The organism is Streptomyces sp. NBC_00986 (assembly GCF_045162565.1).
GTDB lineage: Bacteria > Actinomycetota > Actinomycetes > Streptomycetales > Streptomycetaceae > Streptomyces.
Genome location: NZ_CP108733.1, coordinates 6376267 through 6401606, shown reverse-complemented (window position 1 = coordinate 6401606; position 25340 = coordinate 6376267). Strand labels below are relative to the sequence as shown.

Here is a 25340-nt window from a genome sequence, read left to right as displayed (position 1 = left end):
TCAGGCGTCTTCGAGCACGAGCTGCTCCAGGAACCAGGTCTCGACCTGCCGCAACCGCTCCTCCACGGCCGCCCGGTCGGGACCCGAGACCAGCACCGTGCACAGGAAGTCGGAGGAGGTCCGGGCCGCCGTCATGGTCTGGCCGGGCTTCACGAAGACCCGGAACCGCTCGATCCAGGGGAAGTCGGACGGTGCGGTGTCCGGTACGGCGGCCACCCGTCCCGGGCGCTTCATCAGCACCAGCTGGCCGGTCATGGTGCGCGGCAACGGCCGTTCACCGGCGGGGAGTTGCTCAATGGCCACCGGCAGGCCCAGCTCGGCGCGCAGCCAGCTCTCCGTGGGGTCCGCGCCGAACAGCAGGGTGACGATGTCGCGGATCGCGGCACCGCCCGTGCGGCAGGCGATCTCGCAGAGCACCAGCTCGTCGTCGGGCGTGTGGAAGACCTCCGCGTGGAAGGCGAAGTTCTCCGGTCCCGGCAGCGCCGCGAGCAGCCGCTCCGTGAACGCGAGCAACCGGTGGGACAGCGGGTCGTCGACGTCGAGGGTGAGGTCGATCCGGGGTCCGGTGTCGGTGGCGTACGTGGCGAGGGCGTACTGGTACTGCGAGGGCCAGGCCAGCGCGAGCCGGCCGCCGAGCACCAGTCCGTCGATGTGACAGAGCGGGCCGGGGACGTACTCCTCGGCGATGAGGTTCGGCAGGTCGGGGCCGTAGAGGTCGAAGTCCTCGGCGAGGTAGGTGTCCAACTCCTCGCGGCTGTGCAGGATATGGAGGCCGACCGAGCCCGCGCTGTCACGCGGCTTGAGGACCACGGGGAAGCCGTGCGAGTCGGCGAACGCCACGATGTCGGTCGCCGTCTCCATCTCCCGGTACGCGGCCACCCGCACCCCGGCCGCCGCGGCGAGCTCCTTCATCAGGGACTTGTCCCTGAACGGCAGGACGGTTTCGGTGCGTTGACCGGGCAGGCCGAGTATCTTCCGCAGTACGGCGGCCCGTTCGAGGTCCCGTTCGTGCGGGGCGACGACGTGGGTGACGCCGTACTCGCGAGCGAGGTCGAGAGCGCGCTCTTCGAGACGCCCACTCGTGTCGTAGCCGACGACCGCCTCGGTGTACGCGTATCCGGCGCCGGACAGCGGGAGTTGCTCCCCCACCCGGTCCAGGTTCTCGCGCGAGGCGAGCAGCAGGACGTCACCGGCGTGGTCGGCGAACCAGGTGTCGTAGGGGACCGCGTGCAGCGATCCGACCTGATGCAGGACGAGCACACTCATTCAGACCGCCTCCACGCTTTCGAGCTGCCGTGCCTGTGCGCACACGAGATGGCGTGCGTCGGCGGTACGTCCGGTGTAGCGGACGGTGTCGACGCGCCAGGTGCCGGACGCGTCGCGTACGGCCTCGATCTCCAGCGGATGACCCGCTACGGCGGGCAGCACCGCGAGGGCCGCGTCGGTGGCGGGGTTGCCGGGGCCGTGGTGCCGGGGTCCGCTCGTCGCGGGTTCGACGGTGAGCCCGGCGGTCGCGGCCGTGTCGCCCTCGGCGAGACCGCCCCGGGCGAAGACACGCAGCGCGGTCTCGTCCGCGAGGTCGGCGACGACCGCCCGCTCGGGTCCGCGCCCGCGCCGCACCCGTAGGGGATATCCCCAGGCGTGGGCAGCCCGGTACAGATCGGGGATCGTGGCGGCGGGCACCCGCCGTACGACGGGCACACCGGCTCCACCGAGCAGCTCGGCCGCCCGGATCGCGTCGGCGCCGACCACGGCCTCGTCCCGGGTCTGCCCGGCGAGACCCAGGTGGTCGCGGAGCGAACCGGCGCGGATCTGGTCGTCGGGGTGCAGGGCGACCAGGGCGGTGATGTGCGTGTTCGACGCGAGACTCAGGACGGCGAGTTCGGCGGTGGCGGAGTCGGAGTCGGCGGCGGTGCTGGAGGAGTCCACCACGATCGCGTCCCCGCCGAGCCACTCCCCGTAGGGCAGATCCCCCAGGGACCGCCGGTGCAGTACGACGACCGTCATGCCCGCGCCTCCTCTTCCGTCTCCATGCGTACCGTCAGGCCGGTCGCCGCCAACTCCTCGCACAGCAGCACCGCCTTGTCGGTGGTCGGGGCGGTGACGGCGATCAGGCCGAGGCGGTCCCAGTTGTCGCGGGCGGCGCGGAGCACGGAGCCCTTGCGGGCGGCGATGTCGACGGCGAGGACGTCGGGGTGGGCGCGGAGTTCCTCGGCGCCGGTGATCTCGGCGACCGTGCCGGGGTGCCCGATCAGGCCGCGTACGCAGCCCGCGGCGCGTGGCTCGGGGCGGGCGGGCAGCGGCTCGGCCAGGCCGAAGGGCCAGGCGAGGGTGTACCGCACGAGGTCGATGTCGTAGGCCGCCTCGACGAGGGTCTGGATGCGGCCGCCGCCGTTGCGGTTGTGGCCCTCGATGACGAGCGGCCCGCGCGGGGAGAGCCTCAACTCGGTATGTCCGGGGCCGTCCTTGAGGCCGACCGCGTCGAGGAAGGTCGCTACGGCCTCTTCGATGCGCCGTTCCTTGTCCGCGGTCAGTCTGGCCGGCATCGCGTGGCCCAGTTCCGCGAAGTGGGTCTCGTCGACGAGCTTCTCGGTGATCGCGACGACGACGTGCCGGCCGCCGAAGCTGAAGGTCTCGACGCTGAACTCGGGGCCCGGGATGTACTCCTCCATGAGGTAGCCGCCGACCTGGTAGAGCGTGGTGCCCCGGTCCACCCCGCCCGAGCGCAGCGCCTCGATGTGCTGCCACACCGTGTCGACGTCCTCGGGTCCGGACACCTTGAAGATGCCGAACCCGGCGGTCAGGTCGACCGGCTTCACCACGAACGGGTAGCCGTGCGCCGGGCCGAACGCGGCGAGGCTCTCCCGGTCGGTCAGCGGACCGGCGCCGATCGCGAACTCCGGTGCCACGTGCGCGAGATGGCGGCGCATCGCCAGCTTGTCGCGCAGCAGCCTGGCCGTCTCGTAGCCCGTTCCGCCCAGCCCGAACAGGTCGTTGATCCGGCCCGCGATCTCCAGTCCCGGTTCGGTCAGGGAGAGCACGGCGGCGAAGTTCCACACCTGGTGGGCGGCCCTGGCCAGCGGTTCCACCACGGCCCAGTCGGTGAAGTCGGCGACGAAGGTGACGTCGGCGAGCTTCGCCTGTTCCGGGTCGAACTTGTCCTTGTGCTGGATCAGGATCACGTTCAGGCCGAGGGACTTGGCGATGCGAAGTGGTTCGGTGAGATGTCCGAGGAGGAGCAGGGTGCGCTCGGGCACCATCGGCTGCGCGTTCTGCGGCTGTACGGCGTTCAGGAGTGCCGAGGTGTACGTCACCCGCAGCAACTCCTTTGCCGTACTAGCCCGTTCCTCGGTCTCCCGTGCGTCGGCTCCCTCGACCACGACGAACCCGTGGCGGCTTCCGGAGTGCACGGTGACGGGGAGTTCGTCGCCGGGTCCGTAGGGGAAGCGCACGTCGTGCACGTACGCCAACTCCCTTATGGAGTCATCACCTTGGAGCTTCTCGATACGGCCCGGCTCCAGTTGGAAGAAGGAGATCGCGGCCGAGCGGACGGCGGCCCCGGGTACGAAGGGGCGGCCCGCGAGTGCCTCGAAGATCGCCGCCTCGATGTCGAAGCCGGTGGCGACGCGGATCAGGTGCGGGATGCGGTCGCCGCCGAGCCGGGCCTGCGACTCGACGATGCGCGGTCCGTCGGCGGTCAGGATGATCTCGGTGTGGGCGGGGCCGAAGCGGTGTCCGGCCGCGTCGAGCAGGGCCGTCACCAACTCGCCCATCTCCACGGCGGTTTCGGCGGGGAGCGGGGCCGGGAAGAGCTGGCCCGTCTCCACGAACAGGGGACCGTCCGTGACCTGCTTGGCGGTGATGCCGACGACCTGGTGGACACCGGCCGCGCTGAGCGTCTCGACGCTGAACTCGGGGCCGTCGAGGAACTCCTCCACGACCACGGGACCGTCGTAGGCGAAGGTCCGCAACTCCGTCTGCCAGGCGTGGAGTTCGTCGGGGGTGCGGACCAGGCGGACGCCCGCGCTGCCCTGCAGGCGGGTCGGCTTGACGATCGCCGGGTAGCCGAAGTCCCGTAGGAGTGCGGGGACTTCGGCGGGGGTGTCGGTCACCGCGCTGCGCATCGGGGAGAGGCCGTGCTCGGCGAGGAGTGCGCGCATCGCCGCCTTGTCGTTGAGGCGGCGGACCGCCTCGGGCGGGTTGAGGGCGAGGCCCAGGGCGTCGGCCTCCAGGGCGGCCGGGAGCATCGTGGACTCCTTGCCGAGGTGCAGCACGTGCGCCACGTCGTGAGCCAGGGCGCTCTCACGGATCAGGGTGCGCAGGGCGGGCTCGTCGGTGAAGTCGGCGTACAGCAACTCGACGGAACTGCTTGCCACTTCGCGCAGGTAGTCCGGCGTCTGGAGCGTCGGGTCCCAGATCGAGACGACCTCGAAGCCGGCGGCCACGGCCTTCTCCACCAGCTGGCGGTACGGCTGGACCATGAGGATCCGGTTGTTCTCGGTCACTGCTGGGCCCTTTCAGGAAGATGCGCAGGAGGGGTGCGGGATACGGCGGTTACGGCTCAAGTAGCGGTCGGCACCGGGTGGGCGACCGCGGCCGTGCGGGCGTCCTGGGCGCGGAACAGCGACTGGTACAGGGCCATCGCGGCGAGGCCGAAGACGGCGTAGACGACGGCCATGCCCCAGGGCGGGACGAGGGCGCTGACGGTCACGCAGAGGGAGCCGACGAGCAGGCCGAGGCGGACCTGGAGGCCGTACGCGGCCATGTACTTGGTGCGGGCGGCGTCCGGCACGGAGTTGGCCAACAGGGTCTGTTTCACCGGGGCGTTCATCAGCTCGCCCGCCGTGACCACGAAGGTCGCGACGATCAGGGTCCAGGCGTCGCCGCTGACCGCCCACACCATGTAGCCCGCGGTGAACACGACGATCCCACCCATCAGCCGGCGCCGTTCGCCGACCTTGCCGAGCAGCTTGCCGACCCACAGCGCGCAGCACACGACCAGCAGGGTGTTGACGGCCCGCATGATGCCGAGCATGTTGACCCCGTTCACGCGCACGTGCCACGGGCCGAGGTCGATGAGGTCCTGGGTGGTGAAGTGGTCGCCGAGGCGTACCGCGATCGACGACGAGATCTGCACCTCGATGGAGCGGATCAGCAGGGCGGCGACGATGAGCCGCAGGAAGACGCGGTCGCGTACGACGGAGACGTAGCCGGTGAGCGCGGACTTGACCCCGCGCGGGTTCTCCACGCCGTCCGCGGGTGCCGTCTCCTTGATGCCGAGGAAGGTGGTGGTGAAGACCGCGCCGAGGCATACGGCTGCTGCCGCGAGGAGTTGGAAGAAGTAGCCGTAGTAGAAGAAGCCGCCGACGAGCGAGCCCAGCATGAACGCCATGTTCGTGGACCAGTAGTTGATCGTGTAGATGGCGGTGCGGGACTCGACGGAGGTGACGTCGACGAGCATCGCGTCGTTCGCGGGCAGCGCGGTACCCGCCGAGCAGGCGGCGAGCAGGTACAGCGCGTAGAGGACAACTCCGTTGCCGCCACCGGCCGGTGAGGCCACGAACGCGAGGCCCGCGTAGGCGAGACAGGCGCCGAGTTCGCCGCCGAGCAGGACCGGGCGGCGGCCGTAGGTGTCCGAGAGGTGGCCGCCGACGAGGTTGCAGGTGATGGCGGCGAGGGCCACGACCAGCGTCATGAGGCCGGCGGTCGCGGCGCCGTAGAGCTTCGCGAAGTGGATCACCATCAGCGGGACGAGCATGATGTCGAAGAACCGCTGGACGAAGGCGACGCCTATGCGCAGCCGGAGGTTGGGGTGCAGCTCCTTGAAGTTCACCGCCCCTCCTCAGCGTCCGTGGGCCACCAACTGAGGTACCGCTCGCCGGTGTCGGGGAAGACGGTCACCACGGTGGCGTCCGACAGGTCGTGGCGGCGGGCCAGTTCGGCGCAGCCGTGGGCGGCGGCGCCCGAGGAGATGCCGACGAGGAGTCCGGTGCGGGCCGCGATCGCGCGGGTGGCGGCCGCCGCGTCCTCGTCGGAGACCGCGATCACCTCGTCGATCAACTCGACGTCGGTGACCGGGCTGATGAAGCCGCCGTTGAGACCGGGGATGCGGTGCGGGCCGGGCTCGCCGCCCGACAGCAGCGCGGATCCGGTGGGTTCTACGGCCACGACCCGCAGCTCCGGGTTGCGTTCGCGCAGGTAACGCGCGGTGCCGGTGAGCGTGCCGCCGGTGCCCACCGTGCAGACCAGGTGGGTGACTTGGCCCTCGGTGGCCTGCCAGATCTCCGGTCCTGTGGTCGAGTAGTGGGCCCGTACGTTGTCGGGGTTGGTGTGCTGGCTCGCGTACCAGGAGTGGGGGAGGTCGGCCGCGAGCTTCTCGGCGCGCTCCACGCAGCCCGCGAACCCGAGGGTGTGGTCGGTGAACTCGACCTCGGCGCCCAGCATCCGCAGGGTCAGGACGCGTTCCTGGGTGGCGTTGTCGGGCAGCACGATCAGGCACCGGTAGCCGCGGGCGACGGCCAACGCGGCCAGGGCGATACCGGTGTTGCCGGACGTCGACTCCACCACGGTGTCACCGGGCCGTAGTTCACCGCGTCCCTCGGCGGCCCGGAGCATGAACAGGGCGGCCCGGTCCTTGATGCTGGACAGCGGGTTGGCGCACTCCAGCTTGGCGAGCACCCGGGCGTCCGTGCCCTCAAGGGGCAGCCGCAGGAGGGGAGTTGAGCCGACCAGGTCGGCGATGGTGTCGACTACGGCCAGAGACATGGGCGGTCCTCGGTGGGAAGCGGTCGGTGTGCGGTGCGGGCGGTCACCAGGACCCCGCCGACGCGGTCACCGCGAACAGGTCCTCCATCAGGCGGGGTTGGTGCCCCTTGGCGCGGATCACGGCGGTCGGCGCGAGGACCCTGGCGTACGCGGGCACGTCCTTGTTGACCAGCGCCTGGGCGCCGATGACGGCGTGGTCGCCGATGGTGACCGGGCCCAGCACGGTGGCGTTGGTGCCGAGCACGACGCCGTTGCCGACGCGGGGGTGCCTGCGCTCGCCCTCCGGCCGCTTCACGTCGCTCCACCAGCCGACCGCGCCCAGCGTCACCTGGTGGTAGATCGTCACGTCGTCGCCGACCTGCGCGGTCTCACCGATCACCACGGCAGCGCCGTGATCGATGAACACCCGCCTGCCCAGCTCGGCGCCGGGGTGGATCTCCACACCGGTCGCGCGCCGGGCGCCGTAGGCCAGCAGACGGGCCGCCATCCGGTGGCCGCGACGGTGCAGGCGGTGCGCGACCCGGTGCGTCCACAGAGCGGGGAGCGCCGGGTGCAGCAGGGCCTCGCGGCGGCTGCGGATGGAGGGATCGCGCTCGACGACCACGCGGAGGTCTTCGCACAGGGTGCGGAACAGGCCGTACGCCGGTTGGAGGTGGGCGGGGTCCTGCGGGCCGTACGCCGGTCGCTGGAGGCCGGGCTCGTGCGGGCCGCCCACCGGTCGCGGGGCAGCGGGGCCGCGCAGGCCGATCACCGGACCCGGGACGGCCGGTCCGTACGACCCCTCCGCCGACGGCGTGACGCCACGCCCGTGGTCCCTCATGCGCTCGCCCCCGCCGGCTCGCGCAGCGCCGCCAGGGTCGCGTCGATCAGTCCGCTCAGGGCCGCGACGGTCTCCGGATCGGTGAAATCTCCCTCGCTGGTGCGCAGTTGGCCCGCGCGGCCGACGGCTACCGGCTCGTGGTCCACCACCCGCGCCCCGCACTTCGTCAGCACCCGGGCGAGCGCGGTCTGTGCGTCGACGGCACCGCGCGCACCCGACGAGGCGCTGGTGAGCGCGACGGTCCTGCCGGTCAGCGCGCTCTCGGCGTTCGGGCGGGAGAGCCAGTCGAGGGCGTTCTTGAGGACGCCCGGCATCTCGCCGTTGTAGGCGGGCGTGCTGATGAAGACCGCGTCCGCGTCCCCCACCAGCCGTTTGGCGGCCCGCACTTCGGGCGAGCCGTCCGCCTGTTCGACGTCCCAGTCGAAGTGCGGGAGCAGGCCCACGGACAGCGACCCGATCTCGTACGTGTCCCCGTCCGGCCGCTCGGTCAGCAGGCGGCGCACGGTGGCGAGGACGGACGCGTTGAGCGAGTCCCTACGGACGCTCCCGGAGATGAGCACGATCTTGGTCACGGCGGCTTGCCCCTCAGTTCTCGGCTGGCTCCGAGCCTGACCCCCGCCGGTCCCGAACCCGTCCCGTGCCGGTCCCGTGCCCGGCGGTACCGGCACGGGAGGCCTTCGGTAGCCCCCGACCGCAACCTGATCAACGGCTGATCAACAGGGGGAACCACGCCAATGAAGACCGCGAGTGCACTGACGTCCGGCATACCGCTCACGGGCAGCAACCTGCCCGACCTGCTGTCGCACCAGGCCGCCCTGCGCCCCGACGCGACGGCGGTCGACCACCGCGACACACGGCTCTCCTACGGCGAACTCCACCGCCGTAGCCGCGACTTGGGCGACCGGCTCGCCCGCCTCGGTATCGGCCCCGACACCCGTGTGGGCCTGTTCACGGAGCCGTCCCTGGACCTGATGGTCGGCGCGTGGGGCATCCTCGCCGCCGGCGCCGCCTATCTGCCGCTGTCCCCGGACTACCCGGAGGACCGGCTGCGCTACATGCTGGAGGACTCCGGGACCTCGGTCGTCGTCACCCAGCCGCATCTGCGCGACCGGGTCACCGCCCTGGCGCCGCGCGGTACGACGGTCCTCACCCCGCAGGACGCGTCGCCCGAGGGCGAGTCGGCGCCGCCCGCGGCCCCGTCCTCGGCAGCCCCGGACCAACTCGCCTACGTGATCTACACCTCAGGCAGTACGGGTCGCCCCAAGGGCGTGATGATCGAAAACCGGGCCGTCGTCAACCAGCTCCGCTGGCTCGCCGACTGCGGTCATCTCGGGCCGCAGGTCACGGTGTTGCAGAAGACGCCGATGAGCTTCGACGCCGCCCAGTGGGAGATCCTCGCCCCGGCCGTCGGCGCCCGGGTGGTGATGGGCGCCCCCGGCATCCACCGCGACCCCGAGGCCGTCCTCGCGGCGGTACGGGCGGGCGGGGTCACCACCCTCCAGTGCGTGCCGACGCTGCTCCAAGCCCTGCTGGACACCGAGGAGTTCGGCTCCTGCACCTCGCTGGAGCGGGTCTTCTCCGGCGGCGAGGCCCTCACCCACCGGCTCGCCCGCGACCTCCTCGCCGAACTGCCCGGGGTCTCCCTGATCAACCTGTACGGCCCGACCGAGACCACCATCAACGCCACCGCCCACCAGGTGGACCCCGACGACCTGGGCGGCGGCGCGAGCGCGACCGTCCCGATCGGCGTCCCCGTCGACGGCCTGAGCGCGTACGTCCTCGACGCGGACCGCGCGCTCGTCGACATCGGCGAGAGCGGTGAACTCCACCTGGGCGGGATCCAGTTGGCCCGCGGCTATCTCGGCCGGCCGGAGCAGACCGCGGAACGGTTCGTGGACTCGCCGTTCGCGGCGGGTGAGCGCCTGTACCGCACCGGCGACGTGTGCCTGTGGAACCCGGACGGCACGCTGCAGTTCGTCGGCCGTACCGACAACCAGGTCAAACTCCGCGGCTACCGCGTCGAGTTGGAGGAGGTCGCGGCCCGCATCGAGGAGCACACCTGGGTGCGCCGCGCGGCCACGCTCGTCACCGACGACGCCCGCACCGGCCACCAGGCCCTCGTCGCCTGCGTCGAGCTGAACCCCCGCACCGCCGCCGTCATGGACCAGGGAGCGCACGGCGCCCACCACCAGTCCAAGGCGTCCAAACTCCAGGTCAGGGCCCAGCTCTCCAACCCGGGCCTGCGCGAACCCGCCGAGCTGGCGGGCCGCCCGGTCATCGCCCTCCCGGGCCGCGAGGCGACCCCGGAACAGCGCCGCGCGGCCTTCGCCCGCAAGACCTACCGCTTCTACGAGGGCGGCCCGGTCACCCGCACCGACCTCCTCGACCTGCTCGCCCCGCGCCGGGCACCCCGGCACCCCCGCCCGCTCACCGATCTCTCGATCGACCAACTCGGCTCTGTTCTGCGCTGGTTGGGCCCCTTCCGCAGCGAGGAGCGACTGCTCCCCAAGTACTCCTACGCCTCCCCCGGCGCTCTGTACGCCACCCAGCTGCACATCGAGTCCGGTGGAGCGGCGGGCCTCGCGCCCGGCGTGTACTACCACCACCCCGCCGACCACACCCTGGTCCGCGTGGGCGACCCGAGCGGCCACTGCCCGGACGGCGGGCTCGTCCTGCACTTCCTCGGCAAGCGGCGCGCGATCGAACCCGTCTACCGGACCAACATCCAGGAAGTCCTGGAATTCGAGACCGGCCACATGGTGGGAGTCCTGGAGGAAGTACTCCCCGAACACGGTCTGACCGTACGGCCGTTGGGCCACTTCCCCAGCGTCAAGGACGTGCTCGATGTCGCCGACGAGGACTACTACCTCGGCACGTTCACGATCACGCCGGACGACGGTGAGCCGCGCCCCGACTCCACCGAGCTGTTCGTGCAGGCCCACCCCGACCGGGTCGAGGGCCTGCCCGGCGGGCAGTACCGCTACCGCGAGGGCCGACTGGAGCCGCTGGGCGAGGAGTTGATCGAACCCCGGCACGTCATCGCCATCAACCAGGGCGTCTACGAGCGCGCGAGCTTCGGCATCAGCGCGGTCGGCCGGGCCGCCGAACCCTGGCTGGAGTACATCGAGTTGGGCACCCGGCTGCACCACCTCCAGCGCACCCCGGGCTTCGGCTTCATGTCCTCGGGCTACTCCTCGAAGACCGGGCACCCGCTGCCGGCCGCCCGCCGCCTGGACGACATCCTCGGCGCCGCCGGCATCGCGAACGGGGCGTCGTACTTCTTCCTCGGCGGCCGGGTCAGCGCCGAGCAGGTCGTGAGCGAGGGCATGCGCGAGGACGCCGTGCACACCAAGGGCCCCGCCGAGATGATCCGCGACGAACTCGCCCGTTCCCTCCCGGACTTCATGCTCCCGAGCCGCGTCCTCGTCCTGGACGCGCTCCCCCTGACCGCGAACGGCAAGATCGACACGAAGGCCCTCACGACCGCCCCCGAGGTCATCTCGGCCCGCACGACGGGGCCGTACGTCGCACCGGCGACGCCCACGGAGGTCCGCCTGGCGGTGACTTGGGGCACGGCGCTGAAGTACCCCGACCCGGCCGAGGTCTCCACCGAGGACAACTTCTTCGCCTCCGGCGGCAATTCACTGATCGCGGTCGCCCTCGTCAACCGGATCAACAGGGAGTACGGCACGAAACTCCCCCTCCAGGCCCTGTTCGAGGCACCGACCCTGCGCGAACTCGCCGCGCGCGTCGACAAAGCCCCGTCCACTCCCGTGTCCCGGCTGATCCCCCTCGCCCGCGAGGGCGGCTTCGACCCCGTCTTCTGCTGGCCCGGCCTCGGCGGCTACCCGATGAACCTGCGTCTCCTCGGCGGCCAAGTCGCCCTGGACCGCCCCTTCTTCGGCGTCCAGGCGCACGGCATCAACGCCGGCGAGACCCCGTACGCCACCATCCGCGAGATGGCGAGCGCCGACCTCCGCGAACTCCGGCGCGTCCAGCCGGGCGGGCCGTACACCCTGTGGGGCTACTCCTTCGGGGCCCGGGTCGCCTTCGAGGCGGCCTGGCAGCTGGAGCGGGCGGGCGAGAAGGTCGAGCGCCTGCTGCTGATCTGCCCCGGCAACCCGGAGGTCCGCCGGGCGGACGGACAGACCTGGGGCCGTGACGCGTCGTACACGAACCCCGCGTACGTGACGATCCTCTTCTCCGTCTTCGCGGGCACCATCCACGGCCCGGCCCTGGACGCCTGCCTCGCCGCCACCCGGGACGAGGACAGCTTCGTGTCCCACGTCGGCGAGTTCCTCCCGGCCCTCGACGAGGAGACGATCCGCCGCATCACCCGCATCGTCGCGACGACGTACGAATTCGACTACACGTTCCGGGAGTTGGCGGAGCGGAGGGTGGAAGCACCGATCACCGTCTTCAAGGCGCGGGGCGACGACTACTCGTTCCTGGAGGGAGCCTCTGGGTACTCCGCGAAGCCGCCCTTCGTGGTCGATCTGGAGGGGGATCACTACGGGGTGCTGAAGGAGCGGGGAGTGGGGGAACTGGTGGCGGCGGTGCGGGCGGCTATGGGGAGTTGAGGGGTGCGGGGTGTCGTGGGGCGTGGGTGTCGGAGGGCGGGCTGGCTCGGGCCCGGGGGCTCCAGAAGGCGGACGTGCTCAAGCCCCGGCCCGGGGGCGTCGGCGGGCCGCCGTCCTCAAGCCCGGCCCCGGGACTTCGGCAAACGTCCGTCCTCAAGCCCGGCTTCAGGGGTGTCTGCGAGCGAGCGGGCTCAAGCTCAGCTCCGGCCTCGGCGCCGGCCACTCCTCACGGACCCCGCCCCGGCTCAGGCAGAGCCCCCGCCTCGAACAACCCCCGGCGCTCACGCCCCCGTTCACGCCCCCGAAGCCAACGCCCCCCGCTGCGGCCGAATCCCCTCCGGCACCGCACGCGCGCGTGCCGGTGTTCCCGTCCAGCACGTGCCCCGGCGGGCCAACAGCCGTCCCAGCCACAGTTCCAGGGACACCAGGTCCGCGAGGCCGTCCAACGGCAATGGCTCGCCCTGGGCCGCCGCGCGCAGCGCCTTGCGGACGACCCGGGCCTCCACCAGGCCCGCCTGCGCGAGCAGCGGCGTGGCGAACAGGTCCATCAGGGGGTCCGCTGCGACCCGTAGACCCTTACGGGCCGCGGCCGCCGCCGAGGCGTGGGAGGGAGCGCCCCAGCCGGGCGGGAGGTCACCGACGCCGGCGCCCTCCAGGACCGTGCGCAGGATCGCCGCGCGGGCGCCCGGCTGGACCCGTAGCGCCTCGGGGAGGGAACGGCAGGCGCGGACCACCTGGTTGTCGAGGAAGGGGGTGTGCAGGCGCTGGGAGCGGATCTCGGCGGCCTGTTCCAGGACGCGGAGGTCGTTGGCGTGCCGGGCCAGGGCGGCACGCGCGCGGAAGTCGCCGGGGCGCTGGCCCGGGCCGCTGCCCTGACGGCTGGGCGCGCTCTGCAGGCGAACCGATACTTCAGCCAGGGCCTCGCCGGTCAGCCAGCGCGCGGCGGGCCCCGGTCTGGCCCAGGTGAGCGCGGCGAGGGAGGCACCGACGGCGCCTCCGGGTTCGTCGAAGCGCTGGTTCATCAACCGGTCGGCGAGGACCTCGAGTCCCGCGCCGTAGGGCGTGCGGGCGAGGCGGCGGGCCGCGCCGTAGACCCGCCCCGGGACCATCACCGAACCGTCCGCCTTCGCCAACGCGGCCACCGGGCGCACCAGATGACGTCGTTTGCGGTCCATGAGGAGGTCGGCAAGGCGGGCCGGGTGGGCGTCCAGGACCTGGCGGGCGCCGTAGCCGGTGAAGTGGTCGGCGCTGCCCGCGGCGAGCCGGGCGCGGTGGCGGGCGGCGACGATCAGGGAGGGGCCGGGTTCGTCGGTGAGGGGGCCGTCGAGTTCGGCGTACGGCAGGACGTCCTCGGCGCCGGTCACCACCACGTGGTGCAGGCGGGGGTTGGCCGCGAGGGTGCCCGCGCGCTCCACCTCGGACTCGCGCCCGGGAACGGCGAGATCGTTGAACGTGACGGCGAGGAGCCGCTCGCCCGCGCCGGTGCCGTGCCCGAGGACCGTGCCCGGCGCCCCCGGCAGCCCGGCGGCGAGCAGGGCCAGCGTCCCGGAGGCGGGCCCCCCGGAGAGGTCGGCGCCGATCCCGGGGACGGGCATCCCGCGCGCGGCACGCCGTTCGGCGGGACCCATGCCGGGGACGGGCCCCGGGTCTATGTCGGGCACGTGGCGAGGTGCGGAGAGGCGGGCGCGCACGGCCTCGACGAGCGCGTCGCGTACGGCGTCGACCGCGCTGTCCGGGTCCACGGCGGCCGCCGCGACCGCGAGGGAGGCGACCGGCTCGTATCCGGCGATCTCGCGCGCCCCGGCGCGCAGCACCAGCGCATGCCCCGGCGGAATGCGCCGTACGCCGTCGTAGGGCGTGGAGTCGTGCAGTGCGGCGGGGACGTCCGGGGCGGCGAGCAGCGCGGCCAGGTGACCGAAGTCGAGGTTGGCCTCGATGAGGTCGGCGAGGGGGAGCGCGGCCGTGGAGTACGCCGTACCGCCGGCCCAGGGGGTGTAGAACACCGGCTTGGCGCCCGCGAGATCACCGCAGACCATGGTGCGGCGGCCGACCTTGACGACCGCCGTGTAACTGCCCGACCAGGCCGTCAGATGCCGAAGTGCCCCTCCGCGCGCGGCGAACAGGCTCAGGCGCAGCTCCTCGTCGGAGGCACCGCACGTACCCAGGACCGCGATACGCGTCTCCGCGTCGACCTTCACGACCCGTACCTCGTCGGGCCGCCAGTCGCCGACCGCCCACAGCGGATCCGGGTCGCCCCACAGGAGTTGGGACCCCACCGGGTGAACCGTCTCACCGTCGAGTCCGGTCGCCCCCGCGGAACCGATCGCGGCGGCTCCAGCGGCGGTACTGCTCCATCCCACCAACCACCGCATCGACGCCTCCACAGGCTGTGGACAACCAGTGCACCGCACGAACTGGGCACCATGCTGCCATGAAGGACGCCTTCCGGAGGGCCGGAGAAGCCGCTTGAGATCGCGTGAAGACGCCCTGGACGAGGGACAACCGGACAAGGGAGACCCTACGTCCACGACGCGAATGCGCCCCCGATACGCTCCCCCAAAACACCTAACGCGCCCTCAACTCCCATGGTAGGAGCGGTATTCGACATCGGGAGGCAGGGGCGGTTTTCGGCCAAATCGGCGATACAGGGACAGGCTCGCGCACGCTCCGTACATGCCGTGCGCACCGCTTCGCACCGCGCACAGTCCGGGAGGCGGAGTACGCCTCCCGGACCGGTCCGCCGCCCGCGGGGATGTAGGCGGCGGTGTCCCCCAGCCCACTGGATCCAGTACAGCGGGCCGACCCACGCACGATCCATCGAAGCGCTCCCGTGATGGCCGGAGAAGAGCGCACACACGGGCGCACGGCCACACGACGGGGGCACGTCGCAACCCTGCGTGCAAACCCCGCACTCGCGTACGGACCACAATCCCGCCAACCGGAACAATGCCCCTTAACGCTTGGGATGCGGCGAACTACGCTGGGTTTACGAATGCCGGGTGGTTATGCCAGCGCGGCAGCCGTCTGTGTCGAGGGGTGGCGCATGTCCAGGGAGCAACGCGGGCCGAACGAAAAACTCGGCACCGTTCTCGCCCTCGCGGGAATCAGCAACGCAGGACTCGCGCGTCGCGTCAACGATCTTGGCGCTCAACGCGGGTTGACACTTCGCTACGACAAGACGTCGGTGGCGCGCTGGGTGTCGAAGGGAATGGTGCCCCAGGGCGCCGCCCCGCACCTCATCGCGGCCGCCATCGGCCAGAAGCTCGGCCGCCCTGTGCCGCTCCACGAGATCGGCCTGGCGGACGCGGATCCCGCACCGGAAGTGGGCCTCGCCTTTCCCCGGGACGTCGGTCAAGCCGTGCGTTCCGCAACGGAGTTGTACCGGCTCGACCTCGCCGGCCGCCGGGCCGGTTCCGGCGGCATCTGGCAGTCCCTCGCCGGGTCGTTCGCAGTCAGCGCATACGCAACGCCCGCCTCACGGTGGCTGATAACCCCGGCCGACAGTTCGGTGGCCCGGGAGGCGAACTCCGCGGAGAGCTCCGGGACACCGCTCAAAGTCGGCCACAGCGATGTGCAGAAGCTGCGGGAGGCCGCGGAGGACGCCAGGCGCTGGGACTCCAAGTACGGGGGCGGCGACTGGCGTTCGTCGATGGTGCCCGAGTGTCTCCGGGTGGAGGCGGCACCGCTGCTGCTCGGCTCGTACTCCGACGAGGTCGGCAGAGCGCTCTTCGGGGCGAGTGCCGAACTCACCCGCCTGGCGGGGTGGATGGCCTTCGACACCGGTCAACAGGAGGCGGCGCAGCGGTACTACATCCAGGCGCTGCGGCTCGCCCGTGCGGCGGCGGACGTCCCGTTGGGCGGCTATGTGCTGGCGTCGATGTCGTTGCAGGCGACCTATCGCGGCTTCGGCGACGAGGGCGTCGATCTCGCGCAGGCGGCTCTGGAGCGGAACCGGGGGCTCGCGACTGCCCGCACCATGAGCTTCTTCCGGCTCGTCGAAGCGCGGTCCCACGCGAAGGCGGGGGACGCGCAGGCGGCCGGGGCGGCGCTGAAGGCTGCCGAGGGGTGGCTGGAGCGGTCCCGGGAGGGCGACAACGATCCGTCCTGGCTCGGGTTCTACGGCTACGACCGGTTCGCCGCGGACGCGGCCGAGTGCTACCGGGACTTGAAGGCGCCTCGTCAGGTCCGGCGGTTCACCGAGCAGGCGTTGTCGAAGCCGACGGAGGAGTTCGTGCGGTCGCACGGGCTTCGGCTCGTTGTCTCTGCGGTCGCCGAGTTGGAGTCGGGGAATCTTGATGCGGCTTGTGAGCAAGGGGTTCGGGCGGTTGAGGTTGCGGGGCGGATTTCGTCGGCCCGTACGACCGAGTACGTGAAGGACCTTTTGCACCGGTTGGAGCCGTATGGGGATGAGCCGCGGGTTGTTGAGCTGCGGGAGAGGGCTCGGCCGTTGTTGATGGCGCCCGCCTGAGCATCTGCCGGGCTTGTGCCGTCTTGCGTGTGCGGGTGCGCTGTGGCTGGTCGCGCAGTTCCCCGCGCCCCTTGGGGGTTCTGCCTTCCCGGCGTTTGAAGTGACTGTCAGTGGTGCAGTGCACTATCGGATGCGGGAGGTGGTGCACCGTGGTCGGGTACGACTGTGACGTGCTCGTGGTTGGTGGCGGGATTGTCGGGCTGTCGACGGCGTATGCGATCACGCGTGCCGCGCCGGGCACGCGGGTCACCGTGCTAGAGAAGGAAGCTGGGCCCGCCCGGCATCAGACGGGGCGCAACAGCGGGGTCATCCACAGCGGGATCTACTACCGGCCGGGGTCGCTCAAAGCGCGGTATGCCGTGCGCGGGGCTGCCGAGATGGTCAAGTTCTGTGCGGAGTACGGGGTTCCGCATGCCGTCACCGGGAAACTGATCGTCGCCACGGAGCGGGCCGAGCTGCCCCGCCTGCACGCGCTCGTGCAGCGTGGGCGGGAGAACGGGATTCCGGTGCGGGAGCTGGGCGCCGCCCAGATCGCCGAGTACGAACCGGAGGTGCGCGGCCTCGCCGCCATACACGTCGGGACAACCGGGATCTGCGACTACACCGCGGTCGCCCGCCACCTCGCGGACGCCTCCGGCGCGGAGATCCGCTACGGCGCGCGGGTCGCCCACATCGACCGGCGCCCGGAGCGCGGGGTCGCCGTCCGTACGGTGACCGCGACCGGCGGTGACGTGGTCCGCGCGCGCGTGCTGGTGAACTGCGCCGGCCTGCACTGCGACGAGGTGGCCCGCCTCACCGGCGACGACCCGGAGATGCGCATCGTCCCGTTCCGCGGCGAGTACTACACCCTCACCCGCCCCGAACTGGTCCGGGGCCTCGTCTACCCGGTCCCCGACCCCGCCTTCCCGTTCCTCGGCGTCCACCTCACCCGCGGCATCGACGGCAGCGTCCACCTCGGCCCGAACGCGGTCCCGGCCCTGGCCCGCGAGGGCTACGACTGGGGCGTCGTACGCCCCCGGGAGATCGCCGCGACAGCAACCTGGCCCGGCTCCTGGCACATGGCCCGACAGCACTGGCGCTACGGGGCGGGCGAGCTACGCCGGTCCCTCTCCAAGACCGCGTTCACGGCAGCCGTACAACGCCTCCTCCCGGCGGCGACCCCGGACGACCTGGTCCCGTCACCGGCCGGAGTCCGCGCCCAGGCGGTACTGCGGGACGGCACCCTGGTCGACGACTTCCTGATCAAGGAGGGCCCACGCGCCGTACATGTGCTGAACGCCCCCAGCCCAGCGGCAACGGCCTCCCTACCGATCGGCAGAGAGGTAGCCCGCCGGGCCCTGGCTGCACTACACCGGGAACTACAGCACCGCTGAGGGGCGCGGGGCTGTATCGATATGCGGCTCCGCCGCAGGGGCGCGACCAGCCACGACGGCCCCGCACTCGCACGACAACACAAGCCAGGCACCCCCCTAGGCGCACGCCCAGTAAAATCACCGCATTGTGTCTGACTCCCCCAACACCCCCGAACAGCGAACCCGGCCCAAGGGCGAACCCCGTTTCCCCGGCGGCCCGACGCCCGACCCCGCCGGCTCCCACCACGAACGCCGCATCCGGAGTTTCCAGCCCCGCAGAAGCCGGGTGACCGCCGGCCAGGCAGACGCCCTGGAACGCCTGTGGCCCAAGTGGGGCCTGGACATCGACGGCCAACGGACCCTCGACCTCACCGAGCTGTTCGGAAACGACAACCCCGTCGTCCTGGAGATCGGCTTCGGCATGGGCGAAGCCACCGCCCAGATGGCCGCCGAAGCCCCCGAGACGAACATCCTCGCCGCCGACGTACACACCCCGGGCCAGGGCAACCTCCTCGGCCTCGCCGACCACCACGGCCTGTCCAACATCCGGGTCGCGAACGGCGACGCGATCATCCTGCTCCGCGAGATGCTCGCCCCGGACGCGCTCGACGGACTGCGCGTGTACTTCCCGGACCCCTGGCCCAAGAAGCGCCACCACAAGCGCCGCCTGATCCAGCCGGAGTTCCTCACCCTCGCCGCGACCCGCCTCAAGCCCGGGGCCACCGTGCACTGTGCGACGGACTGGGAGCCGTACGCGGAGCAGATGCTCGAAGTCCTGGACGCGCATCCGGACTTCGAGAACAGCCAACCCGACGGCGGTTTTGCGCCCCGTCCGGAGTTCCGGCCGCTGACCCGTTTCGAGGGCCAGGGACTGGACAAGGGTCATGTCGTGAACGATCTGCTCTTCCGTCGCGTACCCCACGACGACCAGCGCTGACGCCAGGCTCCATCGCGGGCCGTGCCCTTACCTCGTTAGGGTCGATGCCGTGGCCACGTTTCCGCCGTACCCCCCGCACCCCGGCCACCCCGCCGGTGGTGTGCCCGGGCACGGGCCGCGGGTGCGCTGGTGGCAGCGGAACTGGGTCCGCTACGGCGCGCTGATCGCCCTGCTCACGCTCTCCGGGCTCGTCATCCTCGCGCTGGTGCGTCAACAGACCGGTACGGAAGGGTTCTTGGTCGGTCTCGGGCTCGCCGTACTGCCCGTACCCCTCCTCGTCGCCGCTTTCCGCTGGCTGGACCGGGTCGACCCCGGCCCCTGGCGGAACCTGCTCTTCTCCTTCGCGTGGGGCGCCTGCGCCGCGGCCCTCATAGCCATCGTCGCCAACAGTTTCGCGACGAGATGGATAGCGACCACGACCGCGGACCCGACCAGCGCGGACACCCTCGGCGCGACCGTCATAGCCCCGATCGTCGAGGAGTCGGCGAAGGCGGCGGCCGTCCTGCTCGTGTTCCTGTTCCGCAGACGGGACTTCACCGGGATCGTCGACGGGGTGGTGATAGCCGGGGTCACCGCCACCGGCTTCGCGTTCACCGAGAACATCCTCTACCTCGGCACCGCCTTCGGCACCGACCAGCTCACCGGCGACCGCGGCTTCACCTCCGTCACCGCGGCGACCTTCTTCGTGCGCATCGTCATGTCCCCCTTCGCGCACCCCCTGTTCACCGTCCTCACCGGCATCGGCTTCGGCATCGCCGCGCTCTCCCCCGACCGGCAGCACATCCGCCGCGTCCTGGTCCCGCTGACCGGCCTGCTCCTCGCGATGGGCATGCACGCGATCTGGAACGGCTCCTCGACCTTCGGCCAGTACGGCTTCTTCGAGGTCTACGGCGTCTTCATGGTCCCCGCGTTCGGCCTGCTGACCTGGCTCGCGGTCTGGACCCGGCAACGCGAACTGCGCAGTGTGCGCGAGGAGTTGCCGGCCTACGTCTACGCGGGCTGGCTGATCCCGGCCGAACCGTTCGTACTCGGCTCGATGAAGGCCCGGCGCCTGGCCCGCGAGTACGCCCGCCACCACCTCGGCAGACAGGCGGCCCGCTCGGTCGCCCAGTACGAGGCGTACGCGACCTCCCTGGCGTTCCTGCGGCACCGGGCGGGGCGGGGCCGCGCCGGCGCCGACTTCGTCGTACGGGAAAGGGAGTTGCTGCACGAGCTGTGGCTGCGCCGGGAGGTGGCGCGGCCCGCGCTGGACTACGCGGCGCGGCGCACGGCGACGCCGGTACCGGTGGTGGTGCCGCCGTGGCCGCCGGTGTACGGGTCGTACGGGACTCCCCTGTACAACCCGTACCGGTCATAGCTCCAAGGACATCTACGCCGACGCCTGCGTGAGGCGGGCGATCTCCGCGTCCGTCAGCTCCAGTTCGGCCACGCCCAGCAGCGCGGGGAGTTGCTCCAGCGACCGGGCCGACGCGATCGGGGCCGCGACCGTGGGCTGGGCGGCGAGCCAGGCGAGGGCCACCGTGGCGACCGGGGCGTCGTGGGCCTGGGCGACCTCGTCCAGGGCCGTCAGCACCTTCTGGCCGCGCTCGGTGGTCAGGTGCTTCTCGGCGCCCTTGGCCCGCGGGCTGTCGACCGTCGTACCGGGGCGGTACTTGCCGGTGAGGAAGCCGGCGGCCAGCGCGAAGTACGGGACCGCGGCCAGGCCCTCCTGCGCGGCGAGCGCGCTCAGCTCACCCTCGTAGGTGTCGCGCGAGACCAGGTTGTAGTGGGGCTGGAGGGCGACATAGCGCGCCAGGCCCTCGCGCTCGGAGAAGTCGAGGGAGGCCCGGAGCCGCTCCGGGGTGATGTTGGACGCGGCGATGTGCCGCACCTTGCCCGCCCTCACCAGCTCGTCCAGCGCGCCGATGATCTCCTCGACCGGCACCTCGACCTTGTCGAAGTGGGTGTAGTAGAGGTCGATGTGGTCGGTGTCCAGGCGGCGCAGGGAGGCGTCGGCGGCGGCCCTGATGTTGGCGGCGCTCAGGCCGGGGAAGTCGGGGTGCTGGCTGACCTTGGTGGCGATGACGACGTCGGAGCGGTTGCCGCGGGCCTTGACCCACTTGCCGATGATGGTCTCGGACTCGCCGCCGTGGTTGCCCGGCGCGAACGCCGAGTACGAGTCGGCGGTGTCGACGAAGTTGCCGCCCGCGGCCGCGTACGCGTCGAGGACGGCGAAGGAGGCCGCCTCGTCTGCGGTCCAGCCGAAGACGTTGCCGCCCAGGGAGAGCGGGAAGACCTCGAGATCGGACCGGCCCAGCTTGCGAAGAGAAGTCATGCTTCTCGTCAACAGCCGGACCGGAACGGGATATTCCAGACGATCAGGGAGAGATCAGGGGTTGAGGCCCTTGCTGCGCAGCCAGGGCGCCGGGTCGCTCGCGGTGGCGGCGCCGTTGATGTGCACCTCCAGGTGGAGGTGCGGCCCGGTCACGTTGCCGGTCGCGCCCACCCGGCCGATGACCTCGCCGGTGGAGACCTTCTGCCCGACGCTCACGTTGATCGAGGACTGATGGCAGAACCACAGCTCGGTGCCGTCGTCGAGGGTGAGGATCGTGCGGTACCCGTACGACCCGGCCCAGCCCGCCTCGGTGACCGTGCCGCTGTGGATCGCCTTGATCAGCGTGCCGGTGGGCGCGGCGAAGTCGAGGCCCGTGTGATACCCGGAGGACCACATCGAGCCGGCCTGGCCGAAGGTGCCGGTGATCGTGTACGAGCCGACCGGCAGCGTGTACTGCTTGGCCAGCGCGGCGAGCTTCGCGGCCTCGGCCTTCTTCTGGGCGGCGGCCTCCGCGGCCTTCTTCGCGTCGGCGGCCTTCTTCGCGGCGTCCTTCTCGGCCTTCGCGGCGGCGTCGTCGACCTGCTTGGCGACGGCGGCCTCCACGGCGGCCTTCGACTTGCCGTCGACCTGTACCTGCTGCGACTCGGCCTGCGCCATGATCCGGTTGCGCAGCAGCTCACCGGCGTCCGAGGCGCCCTTGGCGGTCTCGGTGGTGGAGACGCCGACACTACTGAGGGCGGTCGCCGAACCCTTGGGGGTACTACTGGACGAGTCGTCCAGCAGATGGCCCACGGAGGGCAGGTCGGGTATGGAGATCGATACCGGCGGCTTGCCGGTGTTGGCGCTGGCCATGCCGCCCGCACTGACGGCGGCTATGACACCGACGCCCAGGACGGTGGAGCTGCGGGCGAATCCCCCGCCACCACGCTGCTTGGCGACACGGTGCTTGCCGCGGTTGGGAGCAACGGACTCCGCACTGGGATTCCACTCCTCCCAGGGGCCCTCGTCGGGGCGGTAACCGCCGTAGACGACAGGGGCTTCAGGGGCAGCCTGGTTGGACGCCACGTGGGCGTGCTCCTTTCCTTCCTTCTCGCCTACCGGGTTAGCTGACGGGTTCGGAGCAGGAAGGTCTCCTACGCGCGTAAACCGGCCGTGTTTCCACGGCAGTCGACGAGCGATTCACCCCAAGTGGTGGTTCCCCGGTTCCCTTTCAGGATTCGGCGCGTGCGCACGGAGCCATCTCTAGTGACGGCTGGGACGACCGCGCTGCGTTATCGAACGTTAATAGACACGGGCGCCCGTTTCCAAGCTGTTCGGCTTGATCATTAACCTTTCCTTGCTGGACGAAGGGCCCACCACCGGCGAAAAACGGGCGAGTTGGCCAAGTCTCAGAATTCCCACAGGTATTGACGGCATGTCAGTTGTTATGCGGAGGGCGCTCACGCAGTCACCCCCCGTAATAACGGTCATGGATGGCGTACGGCGATCATCGCCATGTCGTCCGTCATCCAGCCCCCGGAGTACCGGCGCACCTCCTTGGCGAGGATGCCGAGCAGCGCCTCGGGGGTGCGGAAGGTCCGGCCGGCCAGCCGCGCCCCGGGGTCGTAGAAGACACCGCGGGCGTCACGCGCCTCGGACAGCCCGTCGGTGTGGACGAGGAGAGTGGCCCCGCCCGGGAACGCGAACTCCTCGGCGCGGTCGGGCCAGACCCCCAACTCGCCCATTCCCAGAGGCAGTGCGGGCTCCTGGACCTGCAACGTGCGTACAGTGCCGTCCTCGAGCAGGAGCAGCGGCGGCGGGTGTCCCCGGTCGACGATCCGTACGACGCCGTCGCCGTGCGGGAGTTCGGCGAGGACGGCCGTGGTGAACCCCTCGAACGCGTCGAGCCCGTCACGCCGGGTGCCCTCGCGCGCCAGCGCCCGCTCCAGCCGCTGCGCGACCGCCTCCAGGGTGGCCTCCTGCTCGGCGGCCTCCCGAAACGCCCCGATGACCACGGCGACGGCGGCGACCGCGCCCATGCCCTTGCCGCGCACGTCACCGACGACCAGCCGTACGCCGTGCGGGGTGTCCTGCACCGCGTACAGGTCGCCCCCGATGAACGCGCCCTCCTGCGCCGCCTCATACCGTGCCGCGATCTCGAACCCGCCGATCCGCTCGGCCGGTTCGGGCAGTACGGCCCGCTGGGCGGCCTCGGCGATCTCGCGCGCGGAGGCGAGCTGTTCGCTGCTGCGGCGGACGAGGAGGTTGATGAGGACGGCGAGGACGGCGACCGTCGCCACGGTGACCACCTCGGTGACCGCGTCGATGTCGAAGACGATGCCGAGCCTGACGTGGATCACGAGCACCACGGCGACGGCCGCCAGCCCGGTGAGGACGGTGCCGCGCCGGGAGTAGAGCGGGGCGGCGACCAGTGGGGCGGCGGTGAAGAGCGGGGCCGCCGTGAAGTCGGACGGGGTGAGGTAGTCGTAGAGCGCGGCGGCGATCAGCAGCAGGACGGGGAGACGGCGGACGACGGCGCGGGCGGACGAGATCCGCCGGCCCTCGCCCTCGGGGTGGGGGGCCGGGCTGTCGCCGAGGCCGGGGTCGGGCACGGGATCGCCGGGCAGGCGCCCGCCGGCTCGCACATACGGACCCTCCTCCACGCGTCCAGTTTTTCCTGGTGGGGGGAGGGCGGCGAGCGGTGTGGGCCGATCGAGGAAACAAGAGAGGGGGAGAAACACCAAGGGCCGGAATCCATTTCTGGATTCCGGCCCTTGGCCTTAGTAGCGGGGACAGGATTTGAACCTGCGACCTCTGGGTTATGAGCCCAGCGAGCTACCGAGCTGCTCCACCCCGCGCCGTTGTGATTGCAACTATACGCCATCCGCGGGGTCCGATGTCACACAGGTTTCAGTCGGCGGTGTTCCCGGCGTGCGTGAGGGTCTCCCAGGAGACGAAGAGGTCGTCGCTGCCGGCCGGCCGGGTGGACTCGGCGAGCTTGTGCGCGGCGGGCACCTTCACGCCGAGCCGGCCCTCCAGGTGGTTGACGGCGACCTCCAGGTCGGGGCCCATGTTCCGGTCGACCTTGCCGCCGCACAGCCAGGCGGGTGCGGGCTCGCCGAGCTGGTAGCGGGCGTGGAACTCCAGGGCCGCCTTGAGCCGGTCCTTGACCCCGTCGTAGAGGTCGACGCCCTGGTGCCAGGCGGTCTCGGCGATGTGCGCGGTCGCGGCCAGCGAGTACCCGACGTGCTTGAAGTTGCGGCAGGTCTCCTGGGCGACGCCGTCCTTGAACGTCGTCTGCTTGAACCAGTACGTCGTCAGCTTCTGCGGGGTGGTGAGCTTGGAGCCCACCGGGGTGAGCGGCACCTTGCCGTCCTTGGCGAGGTAGAAGTAGGCGGGCACGCGGTCCTGGAAACGTTTCACGGCGGCGTCGAACGCCTTGTGGTCGTCGAGGAAGACGGCGATGCCGATCGCCGCGTCCGTCATCGCGAGGTCCCAGTTGCCGTTGTAGTCCGGCAGGTCCTTGGTGACCTCCGGCTCGTAGGCCGTACGCAGCATGGTCCCGAAGCGCTTGACCCGGTCCGCCGGCCAGCCCGCGCCGGGCGCGTACCGCACGATCTCCGCCGCCCGCGCCCAGGTCGAACCGGCCCACGCGGTCTGCAGCCCGGCGTCGTCTGAGGTGTGCTCCTTCATCTTCGCCGACCAGTCGTCCATGATCTCCCGCGCCTTCAGCGCGTGATGCTGCTTCCCGGTGATGCTGAACAGCAGGGCCTGCGTGTACGCCGCGATCGCGTCCTCGCGCTCCTCGACACAGCCGTGCGCGGCCTTTCCGTTCCAGGGGCAGTCGACGTCCGCGACCGGCTTCGCCGTGTACTTGTACGACCCGTACTTGCTGTCCCGCATCCCGAAGTACGCCTTCAGCCAGGGCTGCTTGCCTGCGGCCACGTTCTTGCGTACGGCGTCCAGCTGGCCCTTGCTGACGAGCACCCCGGGGTGGGTGAACGCGGCGCCCGCGGGCAGCGCCCTTGCCATGGTTCGCGTACCGGTGTCCGTCGATCCGCACGAGGCGAGTAGTCCTACGGCTACGGACGCGCCCAGCACCGCGACTGCCCTCATGTGTCCTAC

The 25340-nt window shown here is 71.3% G+C and carries 17 protein-coding genes, 1 tRNA gene and 1 riboswitch; of the genes, 5 read left to right on the top strand and 13 right to left on the bottom strand.

All coding sequences use genetic code 11. The features are described from left to right. The 7 genes from OG504_RS28545 to OG504_RS28515 all read right to left on the bottom strand — a co-directional run bounded on the left by OG504_RS28545 (position 1) and on the right by OG504_RS28515 (position 8157). Positions 1–1266, bottom strand: a complete 1266-nt coding sequence (locus OG504_RS28545; protein ID WP_405992362.1) for a hypothetical protein — start codon at positions 1264–1266, stop codon at positions 1–3. Next, a complete protein-coding gene (locus OG504_RS28540) occupies positions 1267–2007 on the bottom strand; it encodes a hypothetical protein (RefSeq protein WP_405992361.1) in 741 nt (246 codons plus the stop codon). Then, a complete protein-coding gene (locus OG504_RS28535; RefSeq protein ID WP_405992360.1) occupies positions 2004–4505 on the bottom strand; it encodes an ATP-grasp domain-containing protein in 2502 nt (833 codons plus the stop codon). Before OG504_RS28535 ends, OG504_RS28540 begins: the two co-directional genes overlap by 4 nt. 56 nt (positions 4506–4561) lie before the next feature. Then, positions 4562–5833, bottom strand: coding sequence for an MFS transporter (locus tag OG504_RS28530; protein ID WP_405992359.1), 1272 nt, complete (start codon positions 5831–5833; stop codon positions 4562–4564). Beyond that, on the bottom strand, positions 5830–6765 hold the full coding sequence (locus OG504_RS28525) for a PLP-dependent cysteine synthase family protein (RefSeq protein WP_405992358.1): 936 nt from the start codon (positions 6763–6765) through the stop codon (positions 5830–5832). Before OG504_RS28525 ends, OG504_RS28530 begins: the two co-directional genes overlap by 4 nt. Positions 6766–6808: 43 nt before the next feature. Next, a complete protein-coding gene (gene epsC, locus OG504_RS28520) occupies positions 6809–7399 on the bottom strand; it encodes a serine O-acetyltransferase EpsC (protein WP_405996450.1) in 591 nt (196 codons plus the stop codon). Between the two features lie 182 nt (positions 7400–7581). Next, positions 7582–8157: an NADPH-dependent FMN reductase gene (locus tag OG504_RS28515; protein ID WP_405992357.1), complete on the bottom strand. Its 576-nt coding sequence runs from the start codon at positions 8155–8157 to the stop codon at positions 7582–7584. A gap of 162 nt (positions 8158–8319) precedes the next feature. Between OG504_RS28515 and OG504_RS28510 the strand changes: the two genes are divergently transcribed. Then, positions 8320–12165 (top strand): amino acid adenylation domain-containing protein, encoded by a 3846-nt coding sequence (locus OG504_RS28510; RefSeq protein WP_405992356.1) that lies wholly within the window; start codon positions 8320–8322, stop codon positions 12163–12165. Between the two features lie 293 nt (positions 12166–12458). Here OG504_RS28510 and OG504_RS28505 read toward each other — a convergent pair whose 3' ends face one another. Then, complete coding sequence (locus OG504_RS28505; protein WP_405992355.1) at positions 12459–14537, bottom strand: asparagine synthase-related protein; 2079 nt, start codon at positions 14535–14537, stop codon at positions 12459–12461. 671 nt (positions 14538–15208) lie between these two features. Here OG504_RS28505 and OG504_RS28500 point away from each other — a divergent pair. The 4 genes from OG504_RS28500 to OG504_RS28485 all read left to right on the top strand — a co-directional run bounded on the left by OG504_RS28500 (position 15209) and on the right by OG504_RS28485 (position 20279). After that, positions 15209–16633, top strand: coding sequence for a hypothetical protein (locus tag OG504_RS28500; RefSeq protein WP_026151123.1), 1425 nt, complete (start codon positions 15209–15211; stop codon positions 16631–16633). A 149-nt stretch (positions 16634–16782) separates the two neighbouring features. Then, positions 16783–18006: an L-2-hydroxyglutarate oxidase gene (gene lhgO, locus OG504_RS28495; RefSeq protein ID WP_405992354.1), complete on the top strand. Its 1224-nt coding sequence runs from the start codon at positions 16783–16785 to the stop codon at positions 18004–18006. A 127-nt stretch (positions 18007–18133) separates the two neighbouring features. After that, positions 18134–18922, top strand: a complete 789-nt coding sequence (trmB, locus tag OG504_RS28490; protein ID WP_405992353.1) for a tRNA (guanosine(46)-N7)-methyltransferase TrmB — start codon at positions 18134–18136, stop codon at positions 18920–18922. A gap of 49 nt (positions 18923–18971) precedes the next feature. Continuing rightward, a complete protein-coding gene (locus OG504_RS28485) occupies positions 18972–20279 on the top strand; it encodes a PrsW family intramembrane metalloprotease (protein WP_405992352.1) in 1308 nt (435 codons plus the stop codon). 12 nt (positions 20280–20291) lie between these two features. Here the strand turns inward: OG504_RS28485 and OG504_RS28480 are convergent, their stop codons facing one another. The 5 genes from OG504_RS28480 to OG504_RS28460 form a co-directional block, all read right to left on the bottom strand. Beyond that, positions 20292–21236, bottom strand: a complete 945-nt coding sequence (locus OG504_RS28480) for an aldo/keto reductase (protein WP_405992351.1) — start codon at positions 21234–21236, stop codon at positions 20292–20294. A 54-nt stretch (positions 21237–21290) separates the two neighbouring features. Further along, positions 21291–22301 carry a M23 family metallopeptidase gene (locus OG504_RS28475; RefSeq protein ID WP_405992350.1) on the bottom strand — a complete coding sequence of 337 codons (1011 nt, stop codon included), beginning with the start codon at positions 22299–22301 and terminating at the stop codon, positions 21291–21293. Positions 22302–22312: 11 nt separating this feature from the next. Beyond that, positions 22313–22469, bottom strand: a riboswitch (cyclic di-AMP (ydaO/yuaA leader). A gap of 233 nt (positions 22470–22702) precedes the next feature. Continuing rightward, positions 22703–23878 (bottom strand): PP2C family protein-serine/threonine phosphatase, encoded by a 1176-nt coding sequence (locus OG504_RS28470; protein ID WP_405992349.1) that lies wholly within the window; start codon positions 23876–23878, stop codon positions 22703–22705. Positions 23879–23999: 121 nt separating this feature from the next. Then, positions 24000–24073, bottom strand: a tRNA-Met gene (locus OG504_RS28465). Positions 24074–24125: 52 nt separating this feature from the next. Continuing rightward, a complete protein-coding gene (locus OG504_RS28460; RefSeq protein ID WP_405992348.1) occupies positions 24126–25331 on the bottom strand; it encodes an alginate lyase family protein in 1206 nt (401 codons plus the stop codon). Positions 25332–25340: the final 9 nt, after the last annotated feature.

Excerpts from the sequence above, each read along its gene's own strand:
- OG504_RS28545 (WP_405992362.1), bottom strand. The coding sequence starts at position 1,266 with ATGAGTGTGCTCGTCCTGCATCAGGTCGGATCGCTGCACGCGGTCCCC.
- OG504_RS28540 (WP_405992361.1), bottom strand. The coding sequence starts at position 2,007 with ATGACGGTCGTCGTACTGCACCGGCGGTCCCTGGGGGATCTGCCCTAC.
- OG504_RS28525 (WP_405992358.1), bottom strand. The coding sequence starts at position 6,765 with ATGTCTCTGGCCGTAGTCGACACCATCGCCGACCTGGTCGGCTCAACT.
- OG504_RS28510 (WP_405992356.1), top strand. The coding sequence starts at position 8,320 with ATGAAGACCGCGAGTGCACTGACGTCCGGCATACCGCTCACGGGCAGC.
- OG504_RS28505 (WP_405992355.1), bottom strand. The coding sequence starts at position 14,537 with ATGCGGTGGTTGGTGGGATGGAGCAGTACCGCCGCTGGAGCCGCCGCG.
- OG504_RS28500 (WP_026151123.1), top strand. The coding sequence starts at position 15,209 with ATGTCCAGGGAGCAACGCGGGCCGAACGAAAAACTCGGCACCGTTCTC.
- OG504_RS28480 (WP_405992351.1), bottom strand. The coding sequence starts at position 21,236 with ATGACTTCTCTTCGCAAGCTGGGCCGGTCCGATCTCGAGGTCTTCCCG.
- OG504_RS28460 (WP_405992348.1), bottom strand. The coding sequence starts at position 25,331 with ATGAGGGCAGTCGCGGTGCTGGGCGCGTCCGTAGCCGTAGGACTACTC.